Origin of the sequence: Pedobacter miscanthi, from assembly GCF_003315595.1 — a bacterium.
Taxonomy (GTDB): Bacteria; Bacteroidota; Bacteroidia; order Sphingobacteriales; family Sphingobacteriaceae; genus Pedobacter; species Pedobacter miscanthi.
On sequence record NZ_QNQU01000021.1, the window covers coordinates 74,048 to 88,854 of the forward strand.

Below are 14,807 nucleotides of genomic sequence, written 5' to 3' on the forward strand. Positions count from 1 at the left end.
TCCGCTATGCTCTGGTCGAGATGACGTTCTGTTTATTAAACTCTCCCTCACGATTTGTCATCCTGAGCGTAGTCGACGGATCTGCAGGCAATAAGTTTCAATTAACCAATCATTTTAGCTTAAATCCAAAGTTTTTCCCTCGATGTATAATTGATTTTTTTGCCTTAACGTACATTCTCGCCTCGGCTCGCCGCCGCCGAAAAGCTCCTTCTTTTTGACGTCAAAAAGAACCAAAAAACGCCGGCTGAAAATTTTTCTTTGGAAGCCTGTAGTTTGGCTGGGCCAGTGGAACCCGAAAAATTTGTTAGGCCGGAATAAAGCAGAACGTGGATACCGTGCTATGGCCTGGCTGGGTGGAAATGTATGTGCGATGCAAATGCTCAATAATAAATGTCGGAAACTACGGAGTGATCAGCGCACCTAAAGCTATCCAGAATATAGTCACAACCCTGAACTTGTTTTAGGGTCTTTTTTGCAAGATCGATCTCTCTCCCGGGATGCTTCAGTAGAGATGACTTCCTTTTATTAAACTTTCCCTCGCGATTTGTCATCCTGAGCGTAGTCAAAGGATTTATAGGCAATAATCTTTAGCCATTTCCTCCCGCTCCATCCGTCATTTCGTAGGATCTTTTCTATCGACGTTTCAATTATAGTTAACAAATTCATACAATTAACCGATTAATCCATCTCCAGTTTCCAATTGGCAGTTTGCAGTCACCAATGAACTAATGACTAGTGAACCAATGAACCAATGTGTAATAAAATTTAACAATGTCGTAACATTTGTTTGATATACAGCGTCTTATCTTTGTAATGAAAAATCAGGTGATATGTTAGAGTCATTCTTTGCCGTATGCTTATTAATTGTTGTACTTTATTTCTTTAGCCCTTTTGAGGTAAAACTCGATGAGGAAGAAGAGTGGTAACACCGTTAATTTATCTCTAAACTGCTTTAACCGGGCGGTAACAATATCCTTCCCCCCTAAAAATTCCCTTTATGGATAAAAGAAATGTTGATGTAGTCGTAATCTCCGACGTACATTTGGGCACTTATGGCTGCCACGCAAAAGAACTTTTAAAGTATCTGAAGAGCATTAAACCCAAAACTTTAATCTTAAATGGCGATATCATCGATATCTGGCAGTTTAGCAAAAGTTACTGGCCCGAGTCGCACATGAAGGTGATCCGTAAACTGATGAAATTTGTTTCAGAAGGTGTTCAGGTGCATTACCTTACCGGAAACCATGATGAGATGCTCCGTAAATTTGATGGCATGGAAATGGGTACTTTTCATTTACAGAACAAACTGATTTTAGAACTCGATGGCAAGAAAGCCTGGTTTTTCCACGGCGATGTTTTTGATGTCACCATGCAGCATTCAAAATGGCTGGCCAAACTGGGCGCAGTGGGTTATGATACGCTCATCCTGATCAACAGTTTTGTAAACTGGGTACTTACCGCATTTGGAAGGGAAAAAATGAGCTTTTCGAAGAAAATTAAAGCAAAGTTTAAAGATGCGGTTAAATTCATCAACAGTTTTGAGCAAACGGCAGCTGAGCTGGCCATAGAAAAAGGATACCAATACGTGGTTTGTGGCCATATCCACCAGGCCGAGCAACGCGAAATTGCAACTGAAGATGGAAAAGTTACTTACCTGAACAGTGGCGACTGGGTAGAAAGTTTAACAGCTTTAGAATATCAGAATAAAAACTGGACGGTATTTAAGTACGAGTATCAACACTTTACCAAGGATGAACTGGATGAAGGAATCCTTTCGGATGCCGAAGATTTAAAAAGTAAATTGGACATAAATATTCTTTTACAGAATATAAAATATGAAATTGCCCAATAATTTAAGATATTCGGGCATAAATGAAGATACTTTACGCAATTCAGGGAACAGGTAACGGTCATATCAGCAGGGCAAGGGAAATTATTCCATTGCTTCAAAAATATGGTGAACTGGATATTCTGGTAAGTGGTACGCAGGCTGATGTTAAATTGAGTCAACCCGTAAAATACCAGTTACATGGGTTCAGTTTTATTTTTGGAAAAAAGGGTGGTGTAGATCATTATAAAACCTGGCTGAACATGAATCTTTTCCGTTTCAGGGAAGATATGAAGCAGCTGCCCCTTAAAGAATACGATTTAATTGTTAACGATTTTGAACCCGTAAGTGCCTGGGCCTGTAAATTGCAGGGCATCGAATGTGTATCGTTAAGTCATCAGGCGGCATTTAAATCGAAAAAAGTGCCGCGCCCAAGAACTTTAGACTGGGGGAAGCTGATTTTAAGCCGTTATGCGCCCACCAAATACCACATTGGTTTCCATTTTGACCGTTACGATACTTTTATCCATACGCCAGTAATCAGGGCGGAGATCAGAAACCTGAAAAGTGAAAATTTAGGGCACTATACCGTATATCTTCCTGCTATTGATGATAAACGTTTGGTAAAGCTTTTTACGCAATTGCCAAATGTTACCTGGCAGGTTTTCTCTAAACACAGCAAAGTAGCCTACCAGGAAGCGAATGTTTTTGTAGAACCGGTTAACAACGAAAAATTTAATAAGAGTTTGGCTACCTGTGAAGGTTTATTTACCGGAGGCGGCTTCGAAGGCCCTGCAGAGGCACTATATTTAAAGAAAAAACTGTTGGTTGCGCCTATGCGTTTCCAGTTTGAGCAGCAATGTAATGCCTACGCCTTAAAACAGTTTGGCTTGCCTGTAATTTGGGGAAGTACCCGCAACTGGTTACCGATTGTTAAAAACTGGGTAGAAAATCCACAAAAACACGAATTCGATTTCCCGGATGAAACGGCTCAGATAATTGATGATATGGTGAAGAAATACGCCAGGGTTTAGTTCAGAGTCCAGAGTTTCTAACGGGTTGTCATTCTGAACGCAGTGAAGAATCTTTTAATTAAGCGCTATCGCTGCAACTAAATCGTCATTTCGAGGAATGATTTGTTGCATAAAATCAATATTAATGATGTAATATAATTTATTGTTGTCTTGTCCTACGGCACAGCCTTGCCTCGGCTCGCCGCCACCGAAGGGCTCTTTCTTTTTGGCATCAAAAAGACCAGCGCAGCTAGCTTGAATACAATTGAAAACATAAAGGCAGATGAAAAAACAAAAAATGCCGGCTGAAAACTTTTCTTTGAAAGTAAGTGGAGTGGCTGGGCCTGTGGAACCCGAAAACTTTGTTAGGCCGGATTAAAATAGAACGGAGATGCAGTGCTTTGGCCTAGCTGGGCGGAAATGCTGTCGGTCAATAAAATACTTATTATTATTAAGTTACATAATAATGTCAATACTAGCGGAGTGCAACGCAGCCAAGAACCACGAAGTGCTCAGCGAAGCTAAATCTGTCTTGAGATAGATCTCTCTCCCGAAGATTCCTATCGTGTTGACACATCTTTTTAAGGCGTTATGCTAGCTTGCTTTGGACAACAAACAGGTTTTACCGAAGAACGCTCGTCAATCCCAAGTGCAGGGAAATCAAAAAAACAGTTGTAGAATAGTACAATTGGCACTTTCAAACCTAAAACGCAGTGATTTTGTGCAGACCTTGCAGAAACTTTTATCTTTCTAATATTTTCTGCACAAAATAAAGTGCCGCTGTTTTTTTGATGTGAAAGGGGGATTGTGGGGGCACATTGCTGGATTGACGAAGCGCTTTGGGTACTTTGGCGCCCCAAAATGCGCAGCATTTTTGAACACAATTAAAAACAACATTAACTGTGAAACACTACCATGCCTCCGCGGCATAGGAGCGGAAAAATAACTCATTATTTGTGTCCACACGATAGGAATCTTCGGGACTGCGTTCCAATCGAGGTGACGGATCTTTGAGGGCTTATAGAATTAACTTCTCTAAACTTCCGCTTAGCCTTTCTCCTTTGGTCTTTAGCCTTTCCCCTTTAGTCTTTTTGTTTTGGTCTTTCCGCTTTAGTCTTACTCACTCTTAAATTATTTTCTTTACTTTGCCTACTCTTTAAAAAGGCATGATTAATCAGTTTAGAAAGCTAAGTCCAATTAACCTCGTATTACTGTTGGCTTATACGTTTTTCCTGCGTATAGCCATTTTTCATGAAACCCATGATAAGCTGAATTTCGACTTTTTGGAGCCATTTGCCCGCTTGCTGATCAATATCGATTTAGATGATGCTTTTACACCCTACACCAATATTTTTATTGCATCAATTCTGGTTTATATACAGGCCCTGATCTTTAACCGGATTGTAAACAACCACAATTTATTGGGTAAACAAAGCTTTCTGCCTGGTTTAATGTTTATTACCGGAACAAGTTTATTTATGCCATTTATGATCCTTTCGCCGGCATTAATCTGCAATTTTCTGTTGATCTGGATCATCGATAAATTTTTAAAACTGGGTAAAAGCGCCAATTCCATTACCACTGTTTTTGATATCGGGATGATTATCGCCATAGGCACACTGGTGTATTTCCCGTTTATGGCCATGCTGCTGATGATCTTTTTGGCACTCTTGCTTTTCAGGTCATTTAACTGGCGCGAGTGGGTGGCCGGACTGATTGGTTTCATTACCGTGTTCTTCTTTTTGGCTGTTTTTTACTATTGGAAAGATAATTTAAGTTCCTTTTACCAGATCTGGAAGCCACTGGGAAATAAATTCCCTTCGGTATTTAAAATCAATTATAATGATTATCTGGTATTGATTCCTGTAGCGGTTATCATCATATTGGCATCCTTACAGCTACGCGAAAACTTCTTCAGGAGTTTTATCAGTACAAGGAAAAGTTTTCAGCTTTTGTTTTTCATGTTCATTGTTTCGGCGGCCAGTTTTTACCTCAAACCCGACTTCCGTACCTGGCATTTTCTGCTCTGTGTACCACCCGGAGCAGTACTGTTGGCCTACTATTTCAGTAATGCCAAAAAGCGCTGGTTTTACGAAACATTGTTCCTTTTATTTGTGCTTTCTATCCAGTATTTTCTGTTTGTTTAACCTTTTTTAACAAATAACTAGAACGAAACTTGCCAAAGATTAATAGCTTTGTGCATGATTTTAGAATTAAAGCTTTTTTAGTTTTAATCTGCTGGATAAAAAATGGAGTCATTGGAATTTCTAAAGAACATATTATTTGCAGGGGGAGATTTTGAATGCGCAGGCTAAGCATCGATATTGGGAATTCTGCTGCCAAAGTTGCGGTTTTTGCAAATAAGGAAATTGTTCACCACCAGCGTTTCAATAAGCTTGGGATACTTGATTTAGCCCAGCTGATCGAAAAGTATTCGCCGGCAAAATCAATTATCAGTAGTGTAAACCAGGAAATTGGTCCACTGGAAGTATTTTTAAAAAAGCATACCAAGTACATCCGTTTTTCAACATTGTTGACCAACGGCGTGCAGAACAGATATAAAACACCCGTTACTTTAGGATTAGACAGATGGGCAGCGGTTTTGGGTGCAAATGGTTTATATCCTGCAAGTGCAAGCCTGGTGGTAGATGCCGGAACCTGTATTACCTACGATGCGTTGAGCCGAACCAAAGAATATTTTGGTGGAAGTATAAGCCCGGGGATAAAAATGCGTTTTAAGGCAGTGCACGAATTTACAGGCCGTTTGCCTCTGGTAGAATGGGATGAAAATGAAGGCATAACTGAAGGAACCGACACCTTATCGGCCATTAAAAACGGTGTTTTGCAGGGGATATTAAATGAAATTGAAGGCTTTATTGCCCTAAATAATAAAAAAGAAAGTGCCTTAAAGGTGATTATAACAGGGGGTGATGCTAATTTTTTGTATAAACAATTACAAAACAGCATCTTTGCGCCTCAAATTATAAAAGATCCATACTTGGTATTAAAAGGATTAAATGAAGCTATTGCAGATTAAAATGTACAAAAGAATAAATTATATTGCAGCCATACTCGTTCTAGTTTGTGGTTTTGGTGCGCAGGCACAGGTTACCACATCATCGCCATATTCAAGATATGGGCTTGGAAATATAAAAGGATCTTTATTGCCACAATTCAGGGCAATGGGTGGAATTTCGACTGCTGTAGGCAAAGCTACCGGTTTCAATAACATCAATATGCAAAATCCGGCATCTTACGCAACCATCAACCTCACAACTCTGGATATCGGGATGAGCGCAAGTATAATTAACTTGAGCCGTGGCAGTTTAAGCGAATCGAGCTTTAACTCTACCTTTAGTCACCTTGCAATTGCCACACCAGTTACCCGCAGATCGGCGTTGAGTTTTGGTATTTTACCTTATTCAGATTTGGGCTACTCTTACAAAAGTACCACTAAAGTAGATACTACATCTGTTGATCAGTTGTATGAAGGTGAAGGTGGCTTATCAAAAGCTTATTTAGGTTATGGTTACCGTTTTGGCGATCATTTAAGGATTGGTGGTAACGTAGAATATATTTTCGGTAACTTACAAACCACAAGGGCTACCGAGTTTGCATCAGTGGGTGCTTTAAATGCTAAACTACAGAATAAAAACAGCGTTGGAGGTTTAAATTACTCTTACGGTATCCAATATGATTTTAATGTAGGAAAGAAAACCATAGTTACTTTAGGTTACTCTGGTAGCACTTCTGGTAAAGTAAACTCAACCCAATCATTCTTTGCCACACAATACACAAGGGATCAGAGCGGGAACGAAAATACCGCAATTGATACTTTAAGCTCAATTAACAATGGTAAATCTAACCTTACTTTACCATTAACGCATAATTTTGGTATTGCGATTCAACAGAATGATAAATGGTTGGTAGGTGCTGATTTTAGAATGAGCAAATGGTCTAAAACCAGTATCAATGATGTAAACCAGGGTTTACAGGATAGTTGGGGAGCATCGTTGGGTGGCCAGTTTACACCTGATGCTTATTCATACAACAGTTATTTAAAACGTATCGATTATCGTTTGGGTGTAAGCTACGATAAAACTTATATTACCATCAATAATCAGGATATTAAACAAATGGGTGCATCTTTAGGTTTTGGTTTTCCATTGCCTAGTGCAACAGGTGGTACCGCATTTTATAAAATTAACTTTACAACCGAGGTTGGACAAAGAGGAACTTTAAACAATGGTCTGGTAAAAGAACAGTACATTAATTTCCACTTAGGCTTTACTTTGAACGATACCTGGTTCCGTAAGTATCGCGTAGATTAATGAAAATGAAAGCATTTTTATATGGTGTGTGCCTGATGTTACCTTTGTTTTTGGCATCATGTGGAGACGACGACCTAAAAAATGCGAATTCGGTTGCTATAAATAAGTCAATCCTATCACGCGACAGGACACTGGGTGTTGAGATCGTTTATAGCGATTCGGCCCGCGTAAAGGCAAAAGCTTATGCGCCTATAATGGATAAGGTTACCCCTGCCAATGGAAGTACCTATCAGGAAATGATTAAAGGGGTAAATATCGATTTTTATAACCCTAATGGTACTATTGATGGTAATCTGGTTTGCGATTACGCCATCAGGAAGGACACTGAGCTTAAAACCGAATTCCGCAAAAATGTAGTGGTAAAAAACAAGGAGGGCTCTACTTTCTCTTCGCAGGAGCTAATCTGGGACGAATCAAAAAAATATTTTTATTCCAATCAGCGTGTTTACGTTAAAGGTGCCGATGGTAGTATTGGTGAGGGCATCAACTTTAAAGCGCCGCAGGATTTTAGTACCTACGAAATGAATAGCGGTAATGGCGAACTGAACATGAAAGAAAGCGTTGCGCCTTAACGTGATGTAAAATGGATGAGGTGATATGGATTATGTATGAGCAATCCATTGAAATCTCCATAGTTTTAAAGCTAATTTTCCGGGTAAATGTTCCATCTTCCATTAGCCATTTTACCTGTTACATCCCCTTAATAATTAAGCGCTTGATAAATAAAATTTTGTGTTTTCTTTTTTAAGGCAAATTTGTATCTTGCGCCCTCTTAAAAAAGAACTAAATAAATTTATAATTACAATATGGGATTAATGACATTTTTGCGTAACCGTGCGGGCTACATCCTGGTCTTTGCTATCGGTTTTGCAATTGTTGCATTTTTAGTAGGTGATGCAATTAACGTGGGTAAACCTTTTTGGTCGGCAAATCAAAAAGTTGTAGGATCTATTGATGGCAAAGACATCAATATCGACGAGTTCGGTCCAAAGGTAGATCAGGGTGTAAACCAAATGAAACAACAGTATGGCGGTAGTGCAAATGCACAAATGACTGCTATGGCTGTAGATCAGGCATGGAATGCAGAATTAGCCACTGTGCTTTTAACAAAAGAATACGATCGTTTAGGTTTAACCGTATCGGAAGATGAATTGGTAGATTTATTGCAGGGTCAAAATCCAAGTCCGTTAATTAAACAATATTTTTCTAACCCACAAACAGGACAGTTAGACCGTGTAACCTTGATGAACTTTTTAAAATCGAAAGAACCTCAGGCTTTACAACAATCTAACTTACTACAGGAAGAAATTAAAAAACAGGCTTTACAGACTAAATATTCTAACCTGATCCGTAATTCTGTTTATGTAACTTCTTTAGAAGCTACTGATGAGTATAACAACCGTAACAAACTGGCTAACTTTAAATATGTAAGTTTAGATTACGCTTCTATTCCTGATAAATCTGTTAAATTAACTGATGCAGATTATTCTGAATATTACGATCAGAACAAAGCCCGTTTTAATAATCAACAGGAAACACGTGCTTTCGAATATGTAACTTTCAGCATCAGCCCAACCAAAGCGGATTCGTTAGCGATTAAAACGCAGGTTGATAAAATTGCTGCCGATTTCCAGGTAGCTAAAAACGATTCACTTTTTGCAGCGATCAATTCTGATGTTAAAGTTCCTTTTACTTACCTAACAAAAGGAAAATTAGATCCGGCTGTTGATTCGGCAGTATTTGCTTTACCTGCAGGTGCTTTTTACGGTCCGAAATTAACCGGTAACTCATATAAAATTGTAAAAGTTGTAGCTACCCGTATCTCTCCTGATTCGGTTAAAGCAAGCCATATCTTAATCGATCCTGCTAAAGTAGGCGGCGAAGATAAAGCAGTTAAACTGGCCGATTCGTTAAAAGGATTAATCTTAAAAGGAGGCAACTTTGCTGAATTGGCTAAAAACTACAGTGTAGATGGTTCTAAAGATAAAGGTGGCGAACTGGGTACTTTTGCACGTGGTGCTATGGTTCCTGAATTCGAAAATGCTGCTTTCGATGGTAAAACCGGAGATATTAAAGTAGTAAAATCGCAGTTTGGTTACCATGTAATTAAAATCGAAAAGCAGATCGGTTCTTCTAAAGTAGCTAAATTGGCTTATGTAGAAAAAGCATTGGGTGCAAGTAGCAAAACCCAGGCTGCAGCTTACAAAGCCGCGAGCAATTTCTTAGCTGATGTAAAAGGCAACGATTTTAGTAAATATGCAACGCAAAAAGGATTAAAAGTTGCTGTAGCTGATAAAGTAACCCCAACCCAGGGTTTTGCCGCTGGTTTAGATAATCCACGTAAATTAATCCAGGATGCTTATGCTGCAGATAAAGGTGATGTTTTACCTGAAATTTATACCATGAGCAATTCTTATGTAGTTGCGCGCTTAACCAATATCAGCCCGAAAGGTACCTTATCATTAGCTGATGTTAAAAAAGATATTGAGCCAATGGTATTGAATGCTGTTAAAGCAAAACAGTTAAAAGAGAAATTAGCGGGTGCAGGTTCAAACTTAGATCAGGTAGCTGCTAAAGTTGCCCGTCCGGTTAACCCTGTTCAAAATGTTGTATTTGCCAATCCTGTAATTCCGGGTGTTGCACAAGAAAATGCATTGGTAGGTAGTGTATTCGGTTCGCAGCCGGGTAAAGTATCAGCTCCTGTTCAGGGCGAGCGCGGTGTATATGTATTTACCGTTGAAGGATTTACAAACCCTGCTCCTATTGCCAACATGTTTAAACAAAAAGAAAGCATGTTGTTAAGTTTAGGTCAGCGTTCATTAGGATCCGCTTTCCAGGCTTTACAGGAAAATGCCAAGATAAAAGACAATCGTGTGAAATTCTATTAAGTAGAAAATACGTAATTTTGTAACCGTTCCGATAAGTAGTCGGAACGGTTTTTTTATTTAAGGCCATGGAAATTCAGGAAAACATTATAAATAAAGTAGCCAGTAGCGGTTTAATTACCCTAAACCTTGAGGATTTTTATCATAAGGGCGAAAGAGTAGTATACGATATTGTAGATAATCTTTTTCATGGCTTAATGTTAAGGGAAAAAGATTTCAGGGCTTTTATTAAAGATCACGACTGGGCACAATACCAGGATAAGAATGTAGCCATTACCTGTTCTGCAGATGCCATTGTACCTACCTGGGCCTATATGTTATTGGCTAATAAATTGCAGCCTTATGCAAACGAAGTGGTGTTTGGCGGTTTAGATACCTTAGAAGCTGTATTGTTTACCAAAGCCTTATCTAAAGTGAATCCTCAGGATTATGCCAATGAGCGTGTGGTAGTAAAAGGATGTGGCGATATTGATGTGCCTGTTTCTGCTTATGTAGAAATTACCAACCTGCTTACCCCGGTGGTAAAAAGCATTATGTTTGGCGAACCTTGCTCTACTGTGCCCGTATATAAAAGAAAAGATTAAATTTTGGTTTGCTTTTTGTATATCTTCATGGAGGAAAGTATTTAGTTTATTTTAAAAGAAATTACTTTTCTAAATCGGTCCGTCATCCTGAATTTAGTTCAGGATCTTTTGTGCCGAGAATGAACACACACAAATGAATACAAAAGCAATGAAAAAATTAATAATCACCCTTACGGCCGGTTTATGCAGTCTTTTTGCAACGGCCCAGGAACTCCCCCTAAAGAAAGAGGCCGTATTTCAGGAAGGCGAGGTTTTGCAGTATAAATTAAGATACGGTTTTATCACTGCTGCTGAGGCTACCATTAAAGTAAGCAATTCTGATTTAAAGTTTGATAACAAATCTACTTATAAACTTACTGTAGATGCGCAAACCTCAGGTACCTTCGATATTTTTTATAAAATAAGAGATCATTACGATTCATATATTGATAAAACTGACCTGTTGCCTTATTTTTATCAGGAAAATATCCGCGAGGCCAGTTACAGGCGACAGGATAAGGCACGTTTTACACAAGATGCGAAAAAGGTAGTCTCTAACAGGGGGACCTTTACCACACCTACCAATCAGACTTTTGATCTCGTATCTGCCTATTATTTTGCAAGGAGTCTTGATATTAGTAAAATCAAAACCGGCGATAAATTTAAACTTAATTATTTCCTTGGAGATGAAATTTCGGCCCTTGAAGTTGAATATGTAGGTAAAGAAACTGTTAAGAGTAAACTGGGCAGTATCCGTTGTTTAAAATTTAGCCCGTCAATTAAACCAGGCAGAATTTTTAAAAAAGACAGCAGGTTGTATCTTTGGGTAACAGATGATGGAAACCGTGTGCCGGTGAAAGCACAGGTAGAGATATTGGTTGGTGCGGTAACCATGGAATTAAAATCGGCAGATGGCCTTAAATACGCTTTAGCGAAAGAATAATGATGATTGAAGTTGAACAGGTGCTGGTGCACGAGGATGTATTGAAAGAGAACTTTGTTTGTAACTTAAGCAAGTGCAAAGGGATTTGCTGTGTTGAAGGCGATTCGGGGGCACCATTGGATCATGATGAGAAAGCCGTATTAGAAGATATTTATCCAAAAATAAAACACCTGCTTAACGAAAAAGGAATTAAAGCCATTGAAGAACAGGGCGTTTATGTGATTGATGAAGATGGCGACCTTACTACACCTTGTGTAGATAAAAATAAAGAATGTGCTTACGTACTGTTTGAAGGTGGTATTACCAAATGTGCCATTGAAAAAGCTTATGAACAGGGCATTGTTGATTGGCAAAAACCAATTTCTTGTCACTTATACCCTATTAGGATTACTAAATATCCTGAATTTGAGGTGTTAAATTACGACCGCTGGCACATTTGTCACGATGCCTGCACCTTTGGCCGTGAATTAAAAGTTCCGGTTTATAGCTTTCTAAAAGGACCACTTATCCGTAAGTATGGAGAAGAGTGGTATAAAGAACTTGAAAGTTCTGTGGCGGCGATGTAGGCTGTGTCTATCTTGAAGATAAACTTCATCTATGCTTAATTGACAAATATCTATTATAATTATTTGTTTATCTATTAGCAGGGAAATAATCCCATAAAACTCGCTAATTACTTCTAAATTATTTCGTTCAGTTTTGCGCTAATGTCAAAATTAAGTTGTTTTTTGCGGAAATCTAACTTACTTTAGCCCATTGAAAATCATTTAATAACTGTGAAAAAAATCCTTATCACTGGAGGAGCCGGCTTTATCGGCTCACATGTAGTCCGCCGTTTCGTTAACAACTATCCTCAATATGAGATTGTCAATTTAGATAAACTTACCTATGCAGGTAATTTGGCTAACTTAACCGATATCGAGAACAAACCCAATTACAGATTTGTAAAAGAAGACATCACAGATGCTACTGCAATGTTCGATCTGTTTAAAACAGAAAACTTCGATGCAGTAATTCACCTTGCAGCAGAAAGCCATGTAGACCGTTCTATTTCTGACCCTACGGCTTTTGTAATTACCAACGTAATTGGCACAGTAAATTTATTAAATGCCGCCCGCGAATATTGGAAAGGTGATTATGATAAAAAACGCTTCTATCATGTAAGTACCGATGAAGTTTATGGTGCTTTAGGCGAAACTGGTATGTTTACCGAAAGAACTGCTTACGATCCACATAGCCCATATTCAGCATCAAAAGCGAGTTCAGATCATTTTGTGCGTGCTTACCACGATACTTATGGTATGGATTGTGTGATTTCTAATTGCTCTAATAATTATGGTTCTCATCACTTCCCTGAGAAATTGATTCCATTGGCCATTAATAATATAAAAAATAACAAGCCTGTACCAGTTTACGGTAAAGGCGAAAATGTACGCGATTGGTTATGGGTAGAAGATCATGCCCGTGCTATTGATGTCATTTTTCACAATTCAAAAACCGGCGATACTTATAACATCGGTGGCCATAATGAATGGAAAAATATTGATCTGATTAATTTGCTTTGTACTATAATGGATCAAAAACTAGGCCGTGAGGCTGGCGAATCAGCGAAATTGATTACTTACGTAACCGATCGCGCTGGTCATGATTTACGTTATGCCATCGATTCCAGCAAACTACAAAACCAATTGGATTGGGTACCAAGTTTACAATTTGAGGAAGGTTTGGCCAAAACAGTAGATTGGTATCTTCAAAACGAAGACTGGTTAAACAATGTAACCTCTGGCAATTATCAATCTTATTACGAAGAACAGTACAGTAATAAATAATGGAAATTGAACAAACAGGGTTAAAAGACTGCCTGATTATTAAACCCAGGATATTTGAAGATCCAAGAGGTTATTTTTTCGAAAGTTTTAATCAAAATATCTTTGAAGAAAAAACTGGTTTATCAGGAAGATTCGTTCAGGACAATCAATCTTATTCATCTTATGGGGTAATCCGAGGCCTTCATGCTCAAGCTGGAGAATTTGCTCAGGCGAAATTGGTAAGTGTAATTAGTGGTGAGGTTTTGGATGTTGCGGTTGATGCACGCCCAGGTTCACCAACTTATGGCAAACATTTCTCTATAAAGCTAAACGCTGTGAATAAACTGCAGGTGTATATTCCAAGAGGATTTGTGCATGGTTTTTCGGTATTGAGTAAAACTGCAGAATTTCTATATAAGTGTGATAATTTTTTTAATAAAGCTTCAGAAGTTGGAGTGATTTATAACGATTCGGATCTGAATATCGATTGGTTAATCCCAGAAAAAGATCAGGCTATATCTGATAAAGACCTACTTCTAAAACCTTTTTCCGAATTACAGCATATATGAGCAAAGTATTGGTAATTGGAGCCGGCGGGCAGCTAGGCCAATGTTTAAAGGTGGTAGCCGAACGGAGGGGAATTACAGAAATTGTTTTTCCGGCAGAGCAGGATGCAAATATTCTGAATGAAATTTGTTTAAATGATCTCTTGGCAATTGAACAACCTGCTTACGTGATCAATTGTGCTGCTTATACTGCCGTTGATAAAGCAGAAGATGAAGTTGATTTGGCTAAAGCAGTTAACGAAACTGGTGTAGCTTTTCTGGCTTCAGCCTGTTTGAACAATCAAGCTACTTTGATCCATATTTCTACCGACTTTGTTTTTGAAGGAAACAAGGTAAAGTTGCTTAAAGAAACTGATGAAGCAAAACCAATCAATATTTATGGTTTAACCAAATTGGATGGCGAAGCAGCAGTTGTTGGAAAATTACCTGCACATTTTATTATCCGTACAAGCTGGTTATATTCTGAATATGCCAACAATTTCGTGAAAACCATGCTAAAACTTGGTGCCGAACGCGATGAATTGAATATCATAGCCGATCAGGTAGGTACACCTACCTATGCCATAGACATGGCAAATGCTATCTTTGATATCATTGCATCCTCATCAGATGCGTATGGAGTATACCATTACAGCAATGAAGGGGTCACATCATGGTTCGATTTTGCCAAAGCAATTTTTGATATTAGCGAAACTGAGGTCAGAGTAAATCCAATTTCCGGATCCGCATATCCAACAAAGGCTACTCGCCCAGCGTTTTCGGTAATGGATAAAAGCAAAATCAAGAATACCTTCAATATTCAAATTCCGTATTGGAGGGATAGTCTGGTGGAATGTATAAAACAAATTAAAATGCAATAAATGGTCGCCG

General features: G+C 38.6%; 13 protein-coding genes. All 13 read left to right on the top strand.

The features are described from left to right. The first annotated feature begins 997 nt into the window (after positions 1–997). The 13 genes from DRW42_RS21260 to rfbD all read left to right on the top strand — a co-directional run bounded on the left by DRW42_RS21260 (position 998) and on the right by rfbD (position 14,797). Positions 998–1,852, top strand: coding sequence for a UDP-2,3-diacylglucosamine diphosphatase (locus tag DRW42_RS21260; RefSeq protein ID WP_113950851.1), 855 nt, complete (start codon positions 998–1,000; stop codon positions 1,850–1,852). Positions 1,853–1,872: 20 nt separating this feature from the next. Beyond that, on the top strand, positions 1,873–2,862 hold the full coding sequence (locus DRW42_RS21265; RefSeq protein WP_113950852.1) for a glycosyltransferase family protein: 990 nt from the start codon (positions 1,873–1,875) through the stop codon (positions 2,860–2,862). Positions 2,863–4,007: 1,145 nt separating this feature from the next. After that, a complete protein-coding gene (locus tag DRW42_RS21270; RefSeq protein WP_113950853.1) occupies positions 4,008–4,988 on the top strand; it encodes a DUF6427 family protein in 981 nt (326 codons plus the stop codon). 155 nt (positions 4,989–5,143) lie between these two features. Then, entirely contained in the window at positions 5,144–5,878 is a 735-nt protein-coding gene (locus DRW42_RS21275) for a type III pantothenate kinase (RefSeq protein WP_113950854.1), read from the top strand. A gap of 1 nt (position 5,879) precedes the next feature. After that, positions 5,880–7,172 (top strand): BamG family beta-barrel-assembly machinery protein, encoded by a 1,293-nt coding sequence (bamG, locus tag DRW42_RS21280; RefSeq protein ID WP_244215343.1) that lies wholly within the window; start codon positions 5,880–5,882, stop codon positions 7,170–7,172. A 5-nt stretch (positions 7,173–7,177) separates the two neighbouring features. After that, positions 7,178–7,744 carry a hypothetical protein gene (locus tag DRW42_RS21285; protein ID WP_244215344.1) on the top strand — a complete coding sequence of 189 codons (567 nt, stop codon included), beginning with the start codon at positions 7,178–7,180 and terminating at the stop codon, positions 7,742–7,744. 234 nt (positions 7,745–7,978) lie between these two features. Then, a complete protein-coding gene (locus DRW42_RS21290; RefSeq protein WP_113950857.1) occupies positions 7,979–10,060 on the top strand; it encodes a peptidylprolyl isomerase in 2,082 nt (693 codons plus the stop codon). A 65-nt stretch (positions 10,061–10,125) separates the two neighbouring features. After that, on the top strand, positions 10,126–10,641 hold the full coding sequence (locus DRW42_RS21295) for a DUF2480 family protein (RefSeq protein WP_113950858.1): 516 nt from the start codon (positions 10,126–10,128) through the stop codon (positions 10,639–10,641). 148 nt (positions 10,642–10,789) lie between these two features. Further along, a complete protein-coding gene (locus tag DRW42_RS21300) occupies positions 10,790–11,563 on the top strand; it encodes a DUF3108 domain-containing protein (protein WP_113950894.1) in 774 nt (257 codons plus the stop codon). 2 nt (positions 11,564–11,565) lie between these two features. After that, complete coding sequence (locus DRW42_RS21305) at positions 11,566–12,129, top strand: DUF3109 family protein (protein ID WP_113950893.1); 564 nt, start codon at positions 11,566–11,568, stop codon at positions 12,127–12,129. 210 nt (positions 12,130–12,339) lie between these two features. Further along, positions 12,340–13,392: a dTDP-glucose 4,6-dehydratase gene (gene rfbB / locus DRW42_RS21310; RefSeq protein ID WP_113950859.1), complete on the top strand. Its 1,053-nt coding sequence runs from the start codon at positions 12,340–12,342 to the stop codon at positions 13,390–13,392. Continuing rightward, positions 13,392–13,940, top strand: a complete 549-nt coding sequence (gene rfbC, locus DRW42_RS21315; protein ID WP_113950860.1) for a dTDP-4-dehydrorhamnose 3,5-epimerase — start codon at positions 13,392–13,394, stop codon at positions 13,938–13,940. The genes rfbB and rfbC overlap by 1 nt, the downstream gene beginning before the upstream one ends. Continuing rightward, complete coding sequence (gene rfbD, locus DRW42_RS21320; RefSeq protein WP_113950861.1) at positions 13,937–14,797, top strand: dTDP-4-dehydrorhamnose reductase; 861 nt, start codon at positions 13,937–13,939, stop codon at positions 14,795–14,797. Before rfbC ends, rfbD begins: the two co-directional genes overlap by 4 nt. Positions 14,798–14,807: the final 10 nt, after the last annotated feature.

What these genes read in the sequence shown, in the direction of transcription:
- DRW42_RS21260 (WP_113950851.1), top strand. Translation starts at nt 998, where the DNA reads ATGGATAAAAGAAATGTTGATGTAGTCGTAATCTCCGACGTACATTTG.
- DRW42_RS21265 (WP_113950852.1), top strand. Translation starts at nt 1,873, where the DNA reads ATGAAGATACTTTACGCAATTCAGGGAACAGGTAACGGTCATATCAGC.
- DRW42_RS21270 (WP_113950853.1), top strand. Translation starts at nt 4,008, where the DNA reads ATGATTAATCAGTTTAGAAAGCTAAGTCCAATTAACCTCGTATTACTG.
- DRW42_RS21275 (WP_113950854.1), top strand. Translation starts at nt 5,144, where the DNA reads ATGCGCAGGCTAAGCATCGATATTGGGAATTCTGCTGCCAAAGTTGCG.
- bamG (WP_244215343.1), top strand. Translation starts at nt 5,880, where the DNA reads ATGTACAAAAGAATAAATTATATTGCAGCCATACTCGTTCTAGTTTGT.
- DRW42_RS21285 (WP_244215344.1), top strand. Translation starts at nt 7,178, where the DNA reads ATGAAAGCATTTTTATATGGTGTGTGCCTGATGTTACCTTTGTTTTTG.
- DRW42_RS21290 (WP_113950857.1), top strand. Translation starts at nt 7,979, where the DNA reads ATGGGATTAATGACATTTTTGCGTAACCGTGCGGGCTACATCCTGGTC.
- DRW42_RS21295 (WP_113950858.1), top strand. Translation starts at nt 10,126, where the DNA reads ATGGAAATTCAGGAAAACATTATAAATAAAGTAGCCAGTAGCGGTTTA.
- DRW42_RS21300 (WP_113950894.1), top strand. Translation starts at nt 10,790, where the DNA reads ATGAAAAAATTAATAATCACCCTTACGGCCGGTTTATGCAGTCTTTTT.
- DRW42_RS21305 (WP_113950893.1), top strand. Translation starts at nt 11,566, where the DNA reads ATGATTGAAGTTGAACAGGTGCTGGTGCACGAGGATGTATTGAAAGAG.
- rfbC (WP_113950860.1), top strand. Translation starts at nt 13,392, where the DNA reads ATGGAAATTGAACAAACAGGGTTAAAAGACTGCCTGATTATTAAACCC.
- rfbD (WP_113950861.1), top strand. Translation starts at nt 13,937, where the DNA reads ATGAGCAAAGTATTGGTAATTGGAGCCGGCGGGCAGCTAGGCCAATGT.